The following is a 17,566-nucleotide window of genomic DNA, read 5'->3' on the forward strand; positions in this document are numbered from 1 at the left end:
ATGACGGACGCTCCCCTCGACGACGACGGCCCGGCGCTCGCGCGCCCGGACTCCCTGCACAGCTGGCACGACGACTGGACGGGGCTCCGGGTCGCCGTCCTCGGCCTCGGGCGCACGGGCTTCTCGGTGGCCGACACGCTCGTGGAGCTCGGCGCGGACGTGCTCGTCGTCGCCTCCGACGCGTCGCCCGAGCGGCTGGCGCTGCTCGACGTGATCGGGGGGCGGCTCGTGCGCCCCACCGAGCAGGAGCCCGTGCCCGCGGAGCTCGAGGCGTTCGCGCCCGAGCTCGTCGTGGTGTCGCCCGGCTACGCGCCGACGCACCCGCTGCCCGCGTGGGCGAGCGCGGCGGGGATCCCGCTGTGGGGCGACATCGAGCTGGCGTGGCGCGTGCGCGACAAGACGGGCACGCCGGCCGAGTGGATCACCATCACCGGCACCAACGGCAAGACCACCACCACGCAGCTCACGGCCGCGCTCCTGCAGGAGGGCGGCGTGCGCGCGGTGCCGTGCGGCAACATCGGCCTGCCCGTGCTCGACGTCGTCCGCCACCCGGACGGCTTCGACGTGCTGGTGGTCGAGCTCTCCAGCCACCAGCTGCACTACATGCGCGGTGTCCGGCCGTACTCGAGCGCGTTCCTCAACCTCGCGGACGACCACCTCGAGTGGCACGGCTCCCGGAAGGCGTACGCGGCCGCCAAGGGCCGGGTCTACTCCGACACCCGCGTCGCGTGCGTCTACAACCGCGCCGATCGCGCCACCGAGGACGCGCTCCGCGAGGCCGACGTGCAGGACGGCGCGCGCGCCGTCAGCTTCGGACTGGACGTGCCCGGAGCGAGCGACCTCGGCATCGTGGAGGGGATCCTCGTCGACCGCTCGTTCCACGAGGAGCGCTTCACCACGGCGCTCGAGCTGACGACGCTCGACGAGCTCCGCTCCGTCGGCCTCGCCGCGCCGCACATCGTGCAGAACATCCTCGCCGCCGCCGCCCTCGCGCGGTCCTACGGCGTCTCGCCCGCGGTCGTGCGGCAGGCGCTCCTGCGCTTCGAGCTCGACAGCCACCGCATCGAGCGGATCGGCGAGCGGGACGGCGTGGCGTTCGTCGACGACTCCAAGGCCACCAACCCGCATGCCGCGTCCGCGTCGCTCGCGGCCTTCCCGTCGGTCGTCTGGGTGGTCGGCGGGCTCCTCAAGGGGGTCGAGCTCGACGCGCTGATCCGCGCCCACGCGACGCGCCTCCGCGCCGCCGTCGTGATCGGCGCCGAGCGCGCGGAGGTGCTCGCGGCATTCGCGCGACACGCGCCCGACGTCTCCGTCCTCGAGGTGACGGACAGCGACACTGAGGAGGTCATGCGGTCCGCGGTGCGGCTCGCGGCGGGCGCCGCCCGGGAGGGCGACACCGTCCTGCTGGCACCGGCAGCGGCATCCATGGACCAATTCACCGACTACGCCGACCGCGGGCGCCGATTCCGCGCCGCGGTCGACCACCACCTGGGAGGTGCGGCGGATGACACTGCCCCCGAGAACGACGCGGACCCCTCGCGCGGCTGACGCGCCGGGCCCCCGCGGCTCGCGCACCCCCGCCGCGCCCGAGGTGACCGACGACGAGGGGACGCAGCGTCGCGGCCTCGCCGCCCGGATCCACCTCGGCCGCGCCTTCCACGCGGAGAGCGGCTCCTACTTCCTGCTCCTCGGCACGACGCTCTTCCTCGTGGTCTTCGGCCTCGTAATGGTGCTGTCGTCGTCGAGCATCGACTCGTTCGTCGCCGGCGGCGGCTTCTTCGGCATCTTCCTCAAGCAGGGCCTGTTCGCGCTCATCGGCGTGCCGCTCATGCTGCTCGTCTCGCTGGTCCCGCCCCTGTTCTGGAAGCGCTGGGCGTGGATGCTGCTGCTCGCGGCGTGCGCCGTGCAGCTGCTCGTGTTCGGCCCGATGGGCGTCAAGGTCGGCGAGAACATCGGCTGGATCCGCATCGCCGGCACCACCTTCCAGCCCGCGGAGCTCATCAAGGTGGGCCTCGTGATCTGGCTGGCGTTCATCCTCGCCCGGAAGCGCCACCTGCTGCGCACCTGGCCGCACATCCTCATCCCCGTGCTCCCCGTCGCGGGCGGCGCGGTCGGCCTGGTCGCGCTCGGCGGCGACCTCGGGACCGTCATCATCATGGCGAGCATCGTGCTCGGGGCCCTCTTCTTCGCGGGCATCCCCATCGGCAAGCTCACGCTCATGCTCACGATCGGCTCGGTCCTGGCCGTGCTCATGACGGTCATCAGCGACAGCCGCATGCGCCGCGTGACCGAGTTCCTCACCGGCCAGTGCGACTACGCGGGCGGCTGCTGGCAGTCGACGCACGGCCTCTACGCGCTGGCCGCGGGCGGCGTGTTCGGCGTGGGACTCGGCAACTCGAAGGCCAAGTGGATGTGGCTGCCCGAGGCCGACAACGACTACATCTTCGCGATCATCGGCGAGGAGCTCGGCCTCATCGGCGCGATCGTGCTCATCCTCCTCTTCGTGGTGCTGGCCGTGGGCTTCATCCGCGTGATCCGCGCCAACACCGACACCTTCGCCCGCGTCGCGACCGGCGCCGTCATGACCTGGATCATCGTCCAGGCCTTCGTGAACATCGGCGTGGTGCTGAACCTGCTCCCCGTGCTCGGGGTGCCGCTGCCGTTCGTCTCCTCGGGCGGCTCGTCGCTCGTGACGACGCTCGTGGCGATGGGCATCGTGCTCGGCTTCGCCCGGCGTCCCACGACCGAGGAGTCGCCGGACGTGGTCCCGGCCGTCATCGGGATGCGCTCGTGACCGTCTACCTGCTCGCCGGCGGCGGCACCGCCGGGCACGTCAACCCGCTGCTCGCCGTGGCCGACGAGCTGCGCGCGCGCGAGCCTGCGGCGACGATCCTCGTCCTCGGCACGCGCGAGGGCCTCGAGTCCCGCCTCGTCCCCGCCCGCGGGTACGAGCTGCTCACCATCGCGCGGCTGCCCTTCCCGCGTCGACCGGACCGCGCCGCGGTGGCGTTCGCGCCGGCGTTCGCCCGGGCCGTCGCGCAGATCCGGCGCATGATCGCCGACCGCCATGTCGACGTGGTCGTGGGCTTCGGCGGCTACGCGGCCGCTCCCGCGTACCTCGCGGCCCGCCGCGCGGGCGTCCCCGTCGTCGTGCACGAGGCGAACGCGTCGCCCGGCCTCGCCAACCGCCTGGGCGCGCGCGTCGCGACCGCGGTCGGCACCACGTTCCCCGACACCGTCCTCCCGCACGCGGAGGTGGTCGGCATGCCGCTCCGCCGCGAGATCGCGACCCTCGACCGGGAGGCCGTCCGCGACGTCGCGCGCGTCGAGCTCGGCCTCGACGCCGACCGCCCGACCCTCCTCGTCACGGGCGGCTCCACGGGCGCCCGGAGCCTCAACCGCACGGTCGTGCAGGTGGCCGAGCGCATCACCGCGACGGGAGCGCAGATCCTCCACATCGTCGGCGGCGCGCAGGAGTTCACCGACCCCGGCGTCGAGCGCTACCACGTGGTCGGCTACTCCGACCGGATGGAGCTCGCCATCGCCGCCGCCGACCTCGTCGTCTCGCGGGCGGGCGCCGGCGCCCTGTCCGAGCTCACGGCCGTGGGCATCCCCGCCGTCTACGTGCCGTACCCGGTCGGCAACGGCGAGCAGGCCGTCAACGTCCGCGGCGTGGTCGCGGCCGGCGGCGGCGTCGTCGTGGCCGATGCCGACTTCACGCCCGACTGGGTCCTCGCGCGCGTCCTGCCGCTCCTGTCCGACCCGGCGGCGCTCGCGCGCATGTCCGACGCCGCCGCCTCCGTCGGCACCCGCGACGGCGCCGCCCGGATGGCCGACCTGGTGCGCGACGCCGTCGCCGCCCGGCCGTCCCGGCCCCGCGCCCGGCGCTGACCACCGCCCGCCCCGCTTCCCCCACTCCCGAGGAGACCGCACGTGATCGCACCCGACCTGACCATGGACATCCCGACCGAGCTCGGGCGCGTCCACTTCGTGGGCATCGGCGGGTCCGGCATGAGCGGCATCGCCCGGCTGTTCCTCGCCGCGGGCCACCGCGTGACCGGGTCCGACTCCCGCGACTCCGACGCGGTCGAGGCCCTGCGGGCGCTCGGCGCGGAGATCCACGTCGGACACGACGCCGCCCACGTGGGCGACGCGGAGGCGCTCGTCGTCACCGGCGCGCTCTGGCAGGACAACCCCGAGTACGTGCTCGCCAAGGAGCGGGGCCTCCCGATCCTGCACCGGTCGCAGGCGCTCGCCTGGCTCATCTCCGGCCAGCGGCTCGTCGCGGTCGCCGGCGCGCACGGCAAGACCACGTCCACCGGGATGATCGTCACCGCCCTCCTCGAGGCGGGCCGCGACCCGTCCTTCGTCAACGGCGGCGTGATCGGCGGGCTCGGGGTCTCGAGCGCACCCGGCTCCGAGGAGCTCTTCGTGGTGGAGGCCGACGAGTCCGACGGCTCGTTCCTCCTCTACGACACGGCGGTGGCGCTCATCACCAACGTCGACGCCGACCACCTCGACCACTACGGCTCGCACGAGGCCTTCGACGACGCGTTCGTGCGCTTCGCCTCGGCCGCCTCCGAGCTCGTCGTGATCTCGAGCGACGACCCGGGCGCGCGCCGCGTCACCGAGCGCATCGAGGGACGCATCGTCACGTTCGGCGAGGACCCCGCGGCGGACGTGCGGATCTCCGACATCGTCACCGACGGCCCGGTCGCCTTCACGCTCACGCAGGACGGCGTCTCCCGCCGCGCCGCGCTCCGCGTCCCCGGCCGCCACAACGCGATCAACGCGGCGGGCGCCTACGCCGTCCTCGTCGGTCTCGGCGTGGATCCCGACGACGCCATCGCGGGCCTCGCCGGCTTCTCCGGCACCGGCCGCCGCTTCGAGCTGCACGCGGAGGTCCGCGGCGTGAGCGTCTACGACGACTACGCGCACCACCCCACCGAGGTCCGCGCCGCGCTCGAGGCCGCGCGCACCGTGGTCGGCGCGGGCCGCATCATCGCCGTCCACCAGCCGCACCTCTACAGCCGCACGCAGATGATGGCGGGCGACTTCGCGCGCGTGTACGAGGAGCTCGCCGACCACACCATCGTGCTCGACGTCTTCGGCGCCCGCGAGGACCCGGTCCCCGGCGTCACCGGCGCGCTCGTCTCCGAGCGCTTCGCCGACGCGAGCCGCGTGGACTACCTGCCGGACTGGCAGGAGGCCGCCGACCGCGCCGCCGAGCTCGCGCGCGACGGCGACTTCGTCGTGACCCTCAGCTGCGGCGATGTGTACCGCATCATCCCGCAGGTCGTCGGGGCGCTGGAGCGCCCGGTCGCGTCCGGCGGGACGGCCGCACCCGCCGCGTCCCCGCGGCCGCGCGAGTGAAGCGGCCCGAGGGCTTCGACCGGCCCCGGGCCCCGCGGCAGCCCGCCCCCGGCGCCCCCGCGGAGGACGGTGAGGCGCCCGCGGCCCGCCGCCGCGGATCCCGAGCAGCCGTGCCTTCCGACGCCGGGCCCGCCGCGGATGGCCCCGCGGGTGCCAGCGTGCCCCCGGCGCGCCCGGGCGCGGGGTCCCCGTCCCGCCCGGCCACCCCGCGTCCCGCGTCCGCACGTCCGGTGACCCCGCCGCCGGCGCCGAGCACGGGCGCCGCGCGGACGTCGGGCGCGCCCGCGTCCGGGCCCCCGCCCGCGCCGCCGCGCCCGCGCGCGGACTGGCGCGACGACGACGAGCCCGACACCGAGCCGATCGTCCTCCCGCACCTCGCGCAGGCGCCCGTCGAGGCCCCGCCCGTCCCGCGCACCGGGCGCGAGCCCGCTGCGCCGGGCGCGGGCGGCCTGGTCGGCCGGTTCGGTGCGCGCGCCCGCGGTGCCGCGTCGGGCACCTCCGCCGCGGCCGGCGCGAAGCCGCTGAGGCGCCGCGCCCGGGCCGAGGGCGAGCCCGCACCGCGCGCGCACCGTCCGGCCCGTCCCGCGAGCGCCGCCACGGGCGACGCCGAGGCGCGTCGTCAGCTGCGGCGCGCCCGTCGCGAGCGCCAGCGGTACGAGCGCCAGGAGGTGCGCCGCTTCACGCAGCGCGCCCGCCGTCGTCGCGCGGGCCTGCTCGGCGCGCTCGGTGCGTTCCTCGTGCTCGCGATCGTCGTGGGCGTCGCGGTCTACTCGCCCCTCCTGGCGCTGCGCACCGTCGAGGTCGAGGGCGCCGACCGCGTGTCTCCCTCGAGCATCCAGGCCGCGCTGTCGGACCAGGTGGGCACGCCGCTGCCGCTCGTGGACCTCGACCGCGTGGGCGATGAGCTCCGCGCCTTCCCCCTGATCCGCAGCTACAGCACCGAGAGCCGCCCGCCGTCGACCCTCGTGATCCGCATCGTCGAGCGCACGCCCGTCGCCGTCATCCAGTCGGGCGCCGGGTTCGACCTCGTGGATCCCGCGGGCGTCACGATCGAGCGCGCCACGGCCCGCCCGGACGGCTACCCAGCTCATCGACCTGCCGAGCGCCGACTTCTCCAGCCCCCGGTTCCAGGCGGCCGCCGCCGTGCTCGTCGCGCTCCCGGGGGACTTCCTGCCGCAGGTCGACTCCATCGAGGCGAACACCACCGACGACGTCATGCTCACGCTCCGCAGCGGCAAGAGGGTGCTGTGGGGGAGCGGCGAGCGGTCGGCCGACAAGGCGCAGGTCCTGCAGGCGCTCGTGAAGGCCCGCGGCGACGTGGGCTCGTACGACGTCTCCGCCCCGGACGCTCCCGTCGCCGGACCCTGATCCCGCTCCATCCCGTCGCGCCCGCCCCGGATCCGACCCGGCTTCGCGACACGCGGCACGGGAGTCGTCGCACCGACCCCGGGCCCCCTAACGTCGGGATCAGGAAATGCATACTGAGTAAACTCTAAGCCTCCACCGGAGGTCGAAGGTTCTAGCGGAGGCCCGTCGTGTCGAACAACCAGAACTACCTCGCCGTCATCAAGGTCGTCGGCATCGGCGGTGGCGGCGTGAACGCCGTCAACCGCATGATCGAGCTCGGTCTGCGGGGCGTGGAGTTCATCGCGATCAACACCGACGCGCAGGCGCTCCTCATGAGCGACGCCGACGTGAAGCTCGACGTCGGCCGCGAGATCACCCGCGGCCTCGGCGCGGGCGCCGACCCCGAGGTCGGCCGTCGCGCCGCCGAGGACCACGCGGAGGAGATCGAGGAGGCCCTCGCGGGCGCCGACATGGTCTTCGTCACCGCGGGCGAGGGCGGCGGCACCGGCACCGGCGGCGCGCCCGTCGTGGCCCGCATCGCCAAGTCGATCGGCGCGCTCACCATCGGCGTCGTCACGAAGCCGTTCGGCTTCGAGGGCAAGCGCCGCTCGGCGCAGGCTGAGCTCGGCGTCGCGACGCTGAAGAACGAGGTCGACACGCTCATCGTCGTCCCGAACGACCGCCTGCTGGAGATCAGCGACCGCGGCATCAGCATGCTCGAGGCCTTCGCGACCGCCGACCAGGTGCTCCTCGCGGGCGTCCAGGGCATCACCGACCTCATCACCACCCCGGGCCTCATCAACCTCGACTTCGCCGACGTCAAGTCGGTCATGCAGGGCGCCGGATCCGCCCTCATGGGCATCGGCTCCTCGCGCGGCGCCGACCGCTCCATCAAGGCCGCCGAGCTCGCGGTCGCGTCGCCCCTGCTCGAGGCGAGCATCGAGGGCGCGCACGGCGTGCTCCTCTCCATCCAGGGCGGTTCGAACCTCGGCATCTTCGAGATCAACGACGCGGCCAAGCTCGTGCAGGAGGCCGTGCACCCCGAGGCGAACATCATCTTCGGCGCGGTCATCGACGACACCCTCGGCGACGAGGTGCGCGTCACCGTCATCGCCGCCGGGTTCGACGGCGGCGAGCCGGCGTCCAAGGTCGAGAACCGCCGCAGCGGCTTCGTCGCCGCCGGCGGGGGAGCGGTCGCCGCTCCCGAGGCCGCCGCGCCCGCGCGTCCCCAGGCGGAGGCGCCCGTCGCGTCCGTCCCGGCGAGCGACCCGACGTTCGAGGACGACGGCGACGACCTGGACATCCCCGACTTCCTGAAGTGACGGACGCCCCGCTGGCAGGCGGCGCCCCGGCGTCCGGTGCCCACCCCGACGACGCCCACCCGGGACTCGCCGAGCGGTGGGCGTCCGTGCAGGCGGACATCGCCGACGGGATCCGCGAGGCCGGCCGTCGCCCGGAGGAGGTGACGACGATCGTCGTCACCAAGTTCCAGCCCGTGTCGCTCCTCCGCGCGCTCGTCGACCTCGGCGTGCGCGACCTCGGCGAGAGCCGCCACCAGGAGGCGCAGGGGAAGGCCGCCGAGCTCGACGGCCGGGGTGTCGCCTGGCACTTCGTCGGCCAGCTCCAGGGCAAGAAGGCGCGCCAGGTGCGGCGCTACGCGTCGGCGATCCACTCGGTCGACCGCCCGTCCCTCGTGGACGCCCTGTCCTCCGACGACGAGGAGACCCGCGTCTTCCTGCAGGTCAACCTCACCGAGGACCCGGCGCGCGGCGGCGTGCGCCCCGAGGAGGCGGAGGCCCTCGCGGAGCACGCGGCAGCCGCGGCGGGGATCCGCGTCCTCGGCGTCATGGCGGTCGCACCCGACGACGGCGAGCCGCGTCGGGCGTTCGCGCGCCTGCGCGGCATCTCCGACGACGTGCGCCGCATCCTGCCCCAGGCGGGCGCGATCTCGGCGGGCATGTCGGGCGACCTCCGCGAGGCGCTGCTCGAGGGCGCGACACACCTTCGGATCGGGTCGGCAATCACGGGAAAGCGACCCGGCGGCCCTTAATGTCGGGAGTGCGGTCCGGTTCGGAGGCCGACCCGGAAAGAGGAATGATGGCCAACCCACTTCGCAAGACCATGGTGTACCTGGGACTCGCCGACGAGGAGCTCGACTACCCGCAGCAGCAGCAGCCCGCGCAGCCGCAGCAGTCGCCCGTCCAGGCCGTCCCGGCGCCCGCCCCCGCTCCCCAGCAGCAGCAGGCGAAGCGCGCACCCGTGACCCCCCTGCACAAGAGCTCGACCACCACAAGGAATGCGGCGCCGGCTGAAATGAACGAGATCCTCACCGTCCACCCCAAGGCCTACAAGGACGCCCAGGTCATCGCCGAGAACTTCCGCGAGGGCGTCCCGGTCATCATCAACCTGTCGCAGATGACGGACGACGACGCACGCCGCCTCATCGACTTCGCGAGCGGCCTCTCCATCGGCCTCTACGGCAAGATCGAGCGCGTCACCGCCAAGGTCTTCCTGCTGTCGCCGTCGCACGTCGCGATCTCCGGCGAGCAGTCGGCCACCGAGGCCGAGGTCGAGGCCTCCTTCTTCGGACGCTGATCCGAGCACGCCCCGCGTGATGGCGGGCGCCGACGGGTTCTCCCATCGGCGCCCGCCATACTTGTCGGTGTGATCATCGTCAACATCGTCGCCACCGTCCTGTGGTTCGCCCTCCTCGCGTTCATCGTCTGCATGTGGGGCCGGTTCGTCCTCGACCTGGTGCAGTCGCTGTCCCGGCAGTGGCGTCCGCGCGGCGCGATGCTCATCGTGGCGGAGGCGTCGTACACGGTCACCGACCCGCCCATCGGCTTCGTCCGCCGCCTCATCCCGCCGCTGCGCCTCGGTCCGGTCGCGCTCGACTTCGGCTGGATGATCACGATGCTCGTGGCGATCATCCTGTTCAACGTCGCGAGCGGCCTCATGCGCTGACGCCCGCCTGGCGCATCCGTCGATCCGCGTTCCGGTCCCCGGAGCCATGCGATCCGCTGATAGCGTTGGGTCGCACGTTGTCCCGAATCCCCGTCCGCTCCGGCGGACCCCGCTCTACGCACAAAAGAGGTGGCAGGCCATGGCTCTCACTCCTGAAGACGTCGTCAACAAGCGTTTCCAGCCGACCAAGTTCCGCGAGGGATACGACCAGGACGAGGTCGACGACTTCCTGGACGAGGTGGTCGTCGAGCTGCGCCGCCTCCACCAGGAGAACGAGGAGCTGCGCCAGCGCCTCAGCTCGGGCGACTCCGCCCCGGCCGCGACCTCGGTCATCGACACCCCCGCTCCCGCGCCCGCCGCGGTCGAGCAGGCCCCCGTCGTCGCCGAGCCCGAGCCGACCCCCGAGCCCGAGCCCGTTCCGGCCCCCGTCGTCGCGCAGGCCCCCGTCGCCTCGGCCCCCGTCGTCTCCTCGGACGACGACGACGAGGAGACCTCCAGCACCAGCAGCCTCCTCAAGCTCGCCCGCAAGCTCCACGAGGAGCACGTCCGCGAGGGCATCGAGAAGCGCGACGCGCTCGTCGCCGAGGCGCACGCCACCGCCGCGCGCATCGCCGCCGAGGCCGAGGCCGAGCAGCGCTCGAAGACCGCCGTCCTCGAGAAGGAGCGCCAGGTCCTCGAGGGACGCATCGACGAGCTCCGCACGTTCGAGCGCGAGTACCGCACGAAGCTCAAGGGCTACATCGAGGGCCAGCTCCGCGAGCTCGACGCCTCCGGTTCCAGCGAGGCGCCCGCCACCGCCTCGTTCGGCAGCTAGCACGCACCACCCGCTCGCCTGACGGCGACGCGGGACCCGGCTCCGAGGAGCCACGGGGTCCCGCGTCGCCGTCGTCGTTCTCCCGGGCGCCGCCGCGCCCGACCGCCCCCGCACCGGAAGAGGTCCCCGATGGAGCACCGCACCCTCCCCGTCCCCGACGGGCTCGACGGGCAGCGCGTCGACGCGGGCCTCGCCCGCCTCCTCGGCTTCTCCCGCAGCTTCGCGGCCGAGGTGGCGGAGTCGGGCGGCGTGACGCAGGACGGCCGGGAGGCCGGCAAGTCCGACCGGCTCGTCGGCGGATCCATGCTCGCCGTGAGCTGGCAGCCCAAGCGGGAGCCGTCGGTCGTGCCGCTCGCGGTGCCCGACCTCGGGATCGTGCACGACGACGACGACATCGTCGTGGTCGACAAGCCGGTCGGCGTCGCCGCGCACCCCAGCGTCGGCTGGACGGGGCCGACCGTGCTCGGCGCGCTGGCCGCCGCCGGGTTCCGCCTCAGCACGTCGGGCGCCGAGGAGCGCCAGGGCATCGTGCACCGCCTCGACGCGGGCACGAGCGGGCTCATGGTGGTGGCCAAGACGGAGCGCGCCTACACGGAGCTGAAGCGCCAGTTCCACGACCGGGAGGTCGAGAAGGTCTACCACGCGGTGGTCCAGGGCCACCCGGACCCGCTCGCCGGCACCATCGACGCGCCCATCGGCCGGCACCCCCGGAGCGACTGGAAGTTCGCGGTCACGGCGGACGGCAAGGCGTCGGTCACGCACTACGAGACGCTCGAGGCCTTCCGGCGCGCGGCGCTGCTCGAGGTGCACCTGGAGACCGGCCGCACCCACCAGATCCGCGTGCACATGGCGGCGCAGCGCCACCCCTGCGTGGGCGACGCCATGTACGGCGCCGACCCCACGCTCTCCGCGCAGCTCGACCTCCACCGGCAGTGGCTGCATGCGATGCGGCTCGAGATCACGCACCCCGCCACGGGTGACCGCGCGTCCTTCTCGAGCTCCTACCCGGCCGACCTGCAGCACGCCCTCGACGTCCTCCGCGACTGACGCGCGACACGCCCGCGGGCCCCCGCGGAGCCTGCCTATGATGGCCACACCCTCGACACCACCAGCAGAAGAGACCCGTGCCCCGCAACGACTCGTTCGTCCACCTCCACGTCCACAGCGAGTACTCGATGCTCGACGGAGCCGCCCGCGTCGGCCCGCTCGTGCAGGCGGCGGCCGAGCAGAGGATGCCGGCCGTCGCGATCACCGACCACGGCAACGTGTTCGGCGCGTTCGACTTCTGGAAGCAGGCGAAGAACGCGGGCGTGAAGCCCATCATCGGCACCGAGGCGTACATCACGCCCGGCACGCACCGCGGCGACCGCACGCGCATCCGCTGGGGCAACGGCGGCCAGGACGACGTCTCCGGATCCGGCGCCTACACGCACCTCACGATGCTCGCCGAGACCACGGAGGGCATGCACAACCTCTTCCGCCTGTCGTCGCGCGCCTCGCTCGAGGGCTACTACTTCAAGCCCCGCATGGACCGCGAGCTGCTCAGCACGTACGCGAAGGGCCTCATCGCCACGACGGGCTGCCCGTCGGGCGAGGTGCAGACCCGGCTCCGCCTCGGCCAGTACGACGAGGCCGTGAAGGCCGCGAGCGACTTCCGGGACATCTTCGGGGCGGGCAACTACTTCTGCGAGATCATGGACCACGGCCTCGGCATCGAGCGCCGGATCATGAGCGACCTCCTCCGCCTCGCGAAGGACCTCGACCTCCCGCTCGTCGCCACGAACGACCTGCACTACACGCACGAGCACGACGCGACGAGCCACGCGGCGCTCCTCTGCGTCCAGTCCGGCACCACGCTCGACGACCCCAACCGGTTCAAGTTCGACGCCGACGAGTTCTACCTGAAGACCGCGCAGCAGATGCGGCACCTCTTCCGCGACCACGAGGACGCGTGCGACAACACGCTCCTCATCGCCGAGCGGTGCGACGTGCAGTTCAACGAGTCCGCGAACTACATGCCGCGGTACCCCGTGCCCGAGGGCGAGAGCGAGCAGACCTGGTTCGTGAAGGAGGTCGAGCGCGGCCTCGTCCGGCGCTACCCGCGCGGCTTCTCGGACGACGTGCGGAAGCGCGCGGACTACGAGGTCGGCGTCATCGCGCAGATGGGGTTCCCGGGGTACTTCCTCGTCGTCGCGGACTTCATCGCCTGGTCCCGGGAGAACGGGATCCGCGTGGGCCCCGGCCGCGGATCCGGCGCCGGGTCGATGGTCGCCTACGCCATGGGGATCACCGACCTCGACCCGCTGCAGCACGGCCTCCTCTTCGAGCGGTTCCTCAACCCGGACCGCGTCTCCATGCCCGACTTCGACGTCGACTTCGACGACCGTCGCCGCGGCGAGGTCATCCGGTACGTGACCGACAAGTACGGCGACGAGCGCGTGGCGCAGATCGTCACCTACGGCACCATCAAGGCCAAGCAGGCGCTCAAGGACTCCAGCCGCGTGCTGGGCTACCCCTTCTCCATGGGCGACAAGCTCACGAAGGCCATGCCGCCCGCCATCATGGGCAAGGACATCCCGCTCTCCGGCATCCTCGACACCGACCACCCGCGCTACCGCGAGGCCGGAGACTTCCGCGAGGTGCTCGCGATGGACCCCGAGGCGCAGAAGGTCTTCGAGACCGCGCAGGGCATCGAGAACCTCAAGCGCCAGTGGGGCGTGCACGCGGCCGGCGTCATCATGTCGAGCGAGCCGCTCATCGACATCATCCCGATCATGAAGCGGGAGCAGGACGGCCAGATCGTCACGCAGTTCGACTACCCCGCGTGCGAGTCGCTCGGCCTCATCAAGATGGACTTCCTGGGGCTGCGGAACCTCACGATCATCGACGACGCGCTCAACAACATCGAGTCGAACCGCGGCGAGAAGCTCGTGCTCGAGGACCTCGGCCTCGACGACCAGGGCGCGTACGACCTCCTGGCCCGCGGCGACACCCTCGGCGTCTTCCAGCTCGACGGCGGCCCCATGCGCTCGCTCCTGCGCATGATGAAGCCGGACAACTTCGAGGACATCTCGGCCGTCATCGCGCTGTACCGACCGGGCCCCATGGGCGCCAACTCCCACACGAACTACGCGCTGCGGAAGAACGGGCTGCAGGAGATCACGCCCATCCACCCGGAGCTCGAGGAGCCGCTCCGCGAGGTGCTCGGCACCACGCACGGCCTCATCGTGTACCAGGAGCAGGTGATGTCGGTCGCGCAGAAGCTCGCGGGCTTCACGCTCGCGCAGGCCGACCTCCTCCGCCGCGCCATGGGCAAGAAGAAGAAGTCGGAGCTCGACAAGCAGTTCGCCGGCTTCTCGCAGGGCATGCTCGACAACGGCTACTCCATGGCCGCGGTGAAGGCGCTCTGGGACATCCTGCTGCCGTTCTCGGACTACGCGTTCAACAAGGCGCACTCCGCGGCGTACGGCGTCGTGTCCTACTGGACCGCGTACCTCAAGGCGCACTACCCGGCCGAGTACATGGCCGCGCTCCTCACGAGCGTCGGCGACTCCAAGGACAAGATGGCGCTCTACCTCAACGAGTGCCGCCGCATGGGGATCAAGGTGCTGCCCCCCGACGTCAACGAGTCCATCGGGTTTTTCGCGGCAGCCGGATCCGACATCCGGTTCGGCCTCGGCGCCGTGCGGAACGTCGGCGCCAACGTGGTGGAGGCGCTCCGCGGCGCCCGCACCGAGCAGGGCGCGTTCGAGTCGTTCGACGACTTCCTCAAGAAGGTGCCGCTGCCCGTCGCCAACAAGCGCACGGTCGAGTCGCTCATCAAGGCCGGCGCGTTCGACTCGCTCGGCGACACCCGCCGCGCGCTGCTCGAGGTGCACGAGGGCATGATCGACGCCTCCGTGAGCGACAAGCGCGCGGCCATGAACGGCCAGGTCGGCTTCGACTTCGACAGCCTCTGGGACGAGCCGCAGCACGCGCGCAGGGTGCCCGAGCGGCCCGAGTGGGCGAAGCGCGACAAGCTCGCGTTCGAGCGGGAGATGCTCGGCCTCTACGTCTCGGACCACCCGCTGGCCGGGCTCGAGATCCCGCTGGCGAAGCTCGCGTCCACGGGGATCGCCGAGCTGCTGGCGACCGACGCGTCGATGGACGGCGAGACGGTGACGCTCGCGGGCCTCCTCACGAGCGTGCAGCACCGCACGGCCCGCAACTCCGGCAACCAGTACGGCATGGTGCAGCTCGAGGACTTCGGCGGCGAGATCACCTGCATGTTCATGGGCAAGGCGTACCAGGAGTTCGCGCCGGCCCTGCAGGGCGACACCGTCGTGGTGATCCGCGGCCGGGTGTCGACGCGGGACGACGGCATGAACATCCACGCGTTCTCGATGTTCCAGCCCGACCTCGGCCAGAGCCTCGGCTCGGGCCCGCTCCTCATCAGCCTCGCCGAGAGCCGCGCCACGACCGAGACGGTCATGGGGCTCAACGACGTGCTGATCCGCCATGCGGGCGACACGGAGGTGCGGCTCCAGCTCGTGAAGGGCGAGAGCGGGCGGGTCTTCGAGATCCCGTTCCCGGTCACGGTGAGCGCCGACCTCTACGGCGAGCTCAAGTCGCTGCTCGGCCCGAACTGCCTGGGCTGACCCGTCCCGCCGCGGCTGCCGGCCGTCAGGCGTCGGCGCCCGGACGCAGGTAGCGCCGCGCGTGGTACACGAGCGGGTCGTCGTCCGCGCCGGGGCCGCCGTCCTCGACGCGCACGACCACCAGGATCGCGTCGTGCACGTGCACGCGCTCGACGATCCGGGCGACGAGGAGCGCCGTGCCGCCCGCGAGCACGGGCAGGCCGTGCGGGCCGGGGGACCAGTGGTCGCCGGCGAAGCGCTCGGCCGCCGGGCCGCTGAGCCGCTCCGCGAGGTGCCGGTCGCGCGCGCCCAGCACGTGGATGGCGACGTGCTCGGCGACCGCCAGGGCCGCCGCGCTCGACGCGGTGCGCGCGAGGCTGAAGCTCGCGAGCGGCGGATCCGCCGAGACGGAGGCGAGCGAGGTCGCCGTGAACCCGACGGGGGAGCCGGAGGCGTCCCGCGTCGTGACGACCGCGACGCCCGCGGCATGGCGTCGGAACGCCGCGCGGAAGGCGGCCTGCCCGGGGGCCTCGGCGAGGGTGGTGACGGGATGCGCGTCCATGCCGGAGACGCTAGCCGCCGGATCCCCCAGGCGCCCGCTCGGTAGACTTCCGGAGTCATGATGCGCATCCAGGACCTCCGCGGCACCACGCCCAGCACCGCCGACCTGCTCGACCTCCTCCCGCGTCCGGTCACCGACGTCGCCGTCGCGCTCGACGTGGCCCGCGAGCTCGTCGAGGACGTGCGCACCCGGGGGAGCGCCGCGCTCCTCGACCAGGCGGAGCGACTCGACCGCGTGCGCCCGACGTCCCTGCGCGTCCCCGCCGACGCCATCGCCGCGGCCGTCGAGGCCCTCGACCCGGCCGTCCGCGCGGCGCTCGAGGAGGCCATCCGCCGCGTCCGGCTGGGATCCGCCGCGCAGGTCCCGCCCGAGATCACGACCACGGTCGTCCCCGGCGGCACCATCGTGCAGCGGTGGCAGCCCGTCCGCCGCGTCGGCCTCTACGTGCCCGGCGGCAAGGCCGTCTACCCGTCCAGCGTCGTGATGAACGTGGTCGCCGCGCAGGTCGCCGGCGTCGCGTCCATCGCGCTCGCCTCGCCCGCGCAGGCCGCGCACGGCGGGTCCGTGCACCCCGTCATCCTCGGTGCCGCCGGCCTCCTCGGGGTCGACGAGGTGTACGCCATGGGCGGCGCGGGGGCCATCGGCGCCTTCGCCCACGGCGTCCCGGACCTCGGTCTCGAGCCCGTCGACGTCGTCACGGGCCCCGGCAACATCTACGTCGCCGCGGCGAAGCGCGTCGTGCGCGGCGTCACGGGCATCGACTCGGAGGCCGGGACGACCGAGATCCTCCTCATCGCCGACGCGCAGGCCGACGCCCGGCTCGTCGCGGCGGACCTCGTCAGCCAGGCCGAGCACGACGAGATGGCGGCGTCGGTCCTCGTCACCGACTCGCCCGGGCTCGCCCGCGCGGTCGACGCCGAGGTCGAGGCGCTGGCCGCGTCCACCGCGCACTCCGCACGGGCGACCCAGGCGCTCACCGGGCCCCAGTCGGCGATCCTCGTGGTCGACGACCTCGAGACCGCCGCGCGCTACAGCGACGCCTACGGCCCCGAGCACCTGTCGGTGCAGACCGTCGACCCGGACGCCCTGCTCGCGCACCTGCACAGCGCGGGCGCGATCTTCCTCGGTCCGCACTCGCCCGTGAGCCTCGGCGACTACCTCGCCGGATCCAACCACGTGCTCCCCACGGGCGGCCAGGCACGCTTCGGATCGGGTCTCGGCGCGTACACCTTCCTCCGTCCGCAGCAGGTGGTGCGCTACGACGCCGACGCGCTCCGCGAGGCCGAGCCGATGATCGTCGCGCTCAGCCGCGCCGAGGACCTCCCGGCGCACGGCGACGCGGTGACGGCGCGTCTCGCGCGCTGACGTATCCTGGCCACACCATGTTCTGCCCCTTCTGCCGCCACCCCGACTCCCGCGTCGTCGACTCGCGCACGAGCGACGACGGCCTGTCGATCCGCCGGCGCCGGCAGTGCCCCGAGTGCGGCCGCCGCTTCAGCACCACCGAGACCGCGAGCCTCAGCGTGATCAAGCGCAACGGCGTGGTCGAGCCGTTCAGCCGGGAGAAGATCGTCACCGGCGTCCGCAAGGCCTGCCAGGGCCGGCCCGTCACGGACACGGACCTCGCGGTCCTCGCGCAGCGCGTGGAGGAGGCGATCCGGGCGACCGGCGCGTCGCAGATCGAGGCCAACGACATCGGCCTCTCGATCCTGCCGCCGCTCCGCGAGCTCGACGAGGTCGCGTACCTCCGCTTCGCGAGCGTCTACCAGGGCTTCGACTCGCTCGACGACTTCGAGTCGGCCATCGCGCAGCTGCGCGTGGCGCACACGGCGTCCTCGGACGCCGACGCGGTCTAGGCCGCCCGCGGCGCGTCGTCCGCACCCGATAGCC

At 73.2% G+C, this 17,566-nt stretch carries 16 protein-coding genes and 1 pseudogene; 15 read left to right on the forward strand and 2 right to left on the reverse strand.

Features of this window, described 5'->3' with window-relative positions; genetic code table 11:
- From murD to QFZ62_RS00620, 5 genes and pseudogenes are all read left to right on the forward strand, one after another.
- A complete protein-coding gene (murD, locus tag QFZ62_RS00600) occupies window positions 1-1,548 on the forward strand; it encodes a UDP-N-acetylmuramoyl-L-alanine--D-glutamate ligase (protein WP_307500842.1) in 1,548 nt (515 codons plus the stop codon).
- Window positions 1,505-2,794, forward strand: coding sequence for a putative lipid II flippase FtsW (ftsW, locus tag QFZ62_RS00605; RefSeq protein WP_373425926.1), 1,290 nt, complete (start codon window positions 1,505-1,507; stop codon window positions 2,792-2,794). The genes murD and ftsW overlap by 44 nt, the downstream gene beginning before the upstream one ends.
- Window positions 2,791-3,891: an undecaprenyldiphospho-muramoylpentapeptide beta-N-acetylglucosaminyltransferase gene (gene murG, locus QFZ62_RS00610; protein ID WP_307500844.1), complete on the forward strand. Its 1,101-nt coding sequence runs from the start codon at window positions 2,791-2,793 to the stop codon at window positions 3,889-3,891. Before ftsW ends, murG begins: the two co-directional genes overlap by 4 nt.
- Before the next feature lie 42 nt (window positions 3,892-3,933).
- On the forward strand, window positions 3,934-5,373 hold the full coding sequence (gene murC, locus QFZ62_RS00615) for a UDP-N-acetylmuramate--L-alanine ligase (protein ID WP_307500845.1): 1,440 nt from the start codon (window positions 3,934-3,936) through the stop codon (window positions 5,371-5,373).
- A gap of 818 nt (window positions 5,374-6,191) precedes the next feature.
- A pseudogene (locus QFZ62_RS00620) lies at window positions 6,192-6,299 on the forward strand (cell division protein FtsQ); the annotation flags it as partial.
- 5 nt (window positions 6,300-6,304) lie between these two features.
- Here the strand turns inward: QFZ62_RS00620 and QFZ62_RS00625 are convergent.
- The gene (locus QFZ62_RS00625) at window positions 6,305-6,436 is read right to left on the reverse strand and encodes a hypothetical protein (protein WP_307500846.1); all 132 of its coding nucleotides are present in this window, start codon (window positions 6,434-6,436) and stop codon (window positions 6,305-6,307) included.
- 80 nt (window positions 6,437-6,516) lie between these two features.
- Here QFZ62_RS00625 and QFZ62_RS00630 point away from each other — a divergent pair, with 80 nt between their 5' ends.
- From QFZ62_RS00630 to dnaE, 8 genes are all read left to right on the forward strand, one after another.
- Window positions 6,517-6,741: a cell division protein FtsQ/DivIB gene (locus QFZ62_RS00630; RefSeq protein ID WP_307500847.1), complete on the forward strand. Its 225-nt coding sequence runs from the start codon at window positions 6,517-6,519 to the stop codon at window positions 6,739-6,741.
- A 167-nt stretch (window positions 6,742-6,908) separates the two neighbouring features.
- Window positions 6,909-8,042: a cell division protein FtsZ gene (gene ftsZ, locus QFZ62_RS00635; protein ID WP_307500848.1), complete on the forward strand. Its 1,134-nt coding sequence runs from the start codon at window positions 6,909-6,911 to the stop codon at window positions 8,040-8,042.
- Entirely contained in the window at window positions 8,039-8,770 is a 732-nt protein-coding gene (locus QFZ62_RS00640; RefSeq protein ID WP_307500849.1) for a YggS family pyridoxal phosphate-dependent enzyme, read from the forward strand. The genes ftsZ and QFZ62_RS00640 overlap by 4 nt, the downstream gene beginning before the upstream one ends.
- Window positions 8,771-8,817: 47 nt before the next feature.
- Window positions 8,818-9,315 (forward strand): cell division protein SepF, encoded by a 498-nt coding sequence (locus QFZ62_RS00645; protein ID WP_307500850.1) that lies wholly within the window; start codon window positions 8,818-8,820, stop codon window positions 9,313-9,315.
- A 69-nt stretch (window positions 9,316-9,384) separates the two neighbouring features.
- The gene (locus QFZ62_RS00650; RefSeq protein ID WP_307500851.1) at window positions 9,385-9,684 is read left to right on the forward strand and encodes a YggT family protein; all 300 of its coding nucleotides are present in this window, start codon (window positions 9,385-9,387) and stop codon (window positions 9,682-9,684) included.
- Between the two features lie 139 nt (window positions 9,685-9,823).
- On the forward strand, window positions 9,824-10,498 hold the full coding sequence (locus QFZ62_RS00655) for a DivIVA domain-containing protein (RefSeq protein ID WP_307500852.1): 675 nt from the start codon (window positions 9,824-9,826) through the stop codon (window positions 10,496-10,498).
- A gap of 129 nt (window positions 10,499-10,627) precedes the next feature.
- Window positions 10,628-11,545: an RluA family pseudouridine synthase gene (locus QFZ62_RS00660; protein WP_307500853.1), complete on the forward strand. Its 918-nt coding sequence runs from the start codon at window positions 10,628-10,630 to the stop codon at window positions 11,543-11,545.
- 128 nt (window positions 11,546-11,673) lie between these two features.
- Entirely contained in the window at window positions 11,674-15,135 is a 3,462-nt protein-coding gene (dnaE, locus tag QFZ62_RS00665) for a DNA polymerase III subunit alpha (protein ID WP_373425966.1), read from the forward strand.
- A 25-nt stretch (window positions 15,136-15,160) separates the two neighbouring features.
- On the opposite strand, the gene QFZ62_RS00670 is transcribed toward dnaE, so the two are convergent.
- Complete coding sequence (locus tag QFZ62_RS00670; protein WP_307500855.1) at window positions 15,161-15,676, reverse strand: flavin reductase family protein; 516 nt, start codon at window positions 15,674-15,676, stop codon at window positions 15,161-15,163.
- Between the two features lie 60 nt (window positions 15,677-15,736).
- Here QFZ62_RS00670 and hisD point away from each other — a divergent pair, with 60 nt between their 5' ends.
- Window positions 15,737-17,041, forward strand: coding sequence for a histidinol dehydrogenase (gene hisD, locus QFZ62_RS00675; RefSeq protein WP_307507638.1), 1,305 nt, complete (start codon window positions 15,737-15,739; stop codon window positions 17,039-17,041).
- 17 nt (window positions 17,042-17,058) lie between these two features.
- Window positions 17,059-17,532, forward strand: a complete 474-nt coding sequence (gene nrdR / locus QFZ62_RS00680) for a transcriptional regulator NrdR (protein WP_307500856.1) — start codon at window positions 17,059-17,061, stop codon at window positions 17,530-17,532.
- Window positions 17,533-17,566 lie beyond the last annotated feature (34 nt).

Source organism: Clavibacter sp. B3I6 (assembly GCF_030816895.1).
Lineage (GTDB): Bacteria > Actinomycetota > Actinomycetes > Actinomycetales > Microbacteriaceae > Clavibacter.

Excerpts from the sequence above, each read along its gene's own strand:
- QFZ62_RS00660 (WP_307500853.1), top strand. The coding sequence starts at position 10,628 with ATGGAGCACCGCACCCTCCCCGTCCCCGACGGGCTCGACGGGCAGCGC.
- hisD (WP_307507638.1), top strand. The coding sequence starts at position 15,737 with ATGCGCATCCAGGACCTCCGCGGCACCACGCCCAGCACCGCCGACCTG.
- nrdR (WP_307500856.1), top strand. The coding sequence starts at position 17,059 with ATGTTCTGCCCCTTCTGCCGCCACCCCGACTCCCGCGTCGTCGACTCG.
- dnaE (WP_373425966.1), top strand. The coding sequence starts at position 11,674 with ATGCTCGACGGAGCCGCCCGCGTCGGCCCGCTCGTGCAGGCGGCGGCC.
- QFZ62_RS00645 (WP_307500850.1), top strand. The coding sequence starts at position 8,818 with ATGGCCAACCCACTTCGCAAGACCATGGTGTACCTGGGACTCGCCGAC.
- QFZ62_RS00670 (WP_307500855.1), bottom strand. The coding sequence starts at position 15,676 with ATGGACGCGCATCCCGTCACCACCCTCGCCGAGGCCCCCGGGCAGGCC.
- QFZ62_RS00655 (WP_307500852.1), top strand. The coding sequence starts at position 9,824 with ATGGCTCTCACTCCTGAAGACGTCGTCAACAAGCGTTTCCAGCCGACC.
- murD (WP_307500842.1), top strand. The coding sequence starts at position 1 with ATGACGGACGCTCCCCTCGACGACGACGGCCCGGCGCTCGCGCGCCCG.
- ftsW (WP_373425926.1), top strand. The coding sequence starts at position 1,505 with ATGACACTGCCCCCGAGAACGACGCGGACCCCTCGCGCGGCTGACGCG.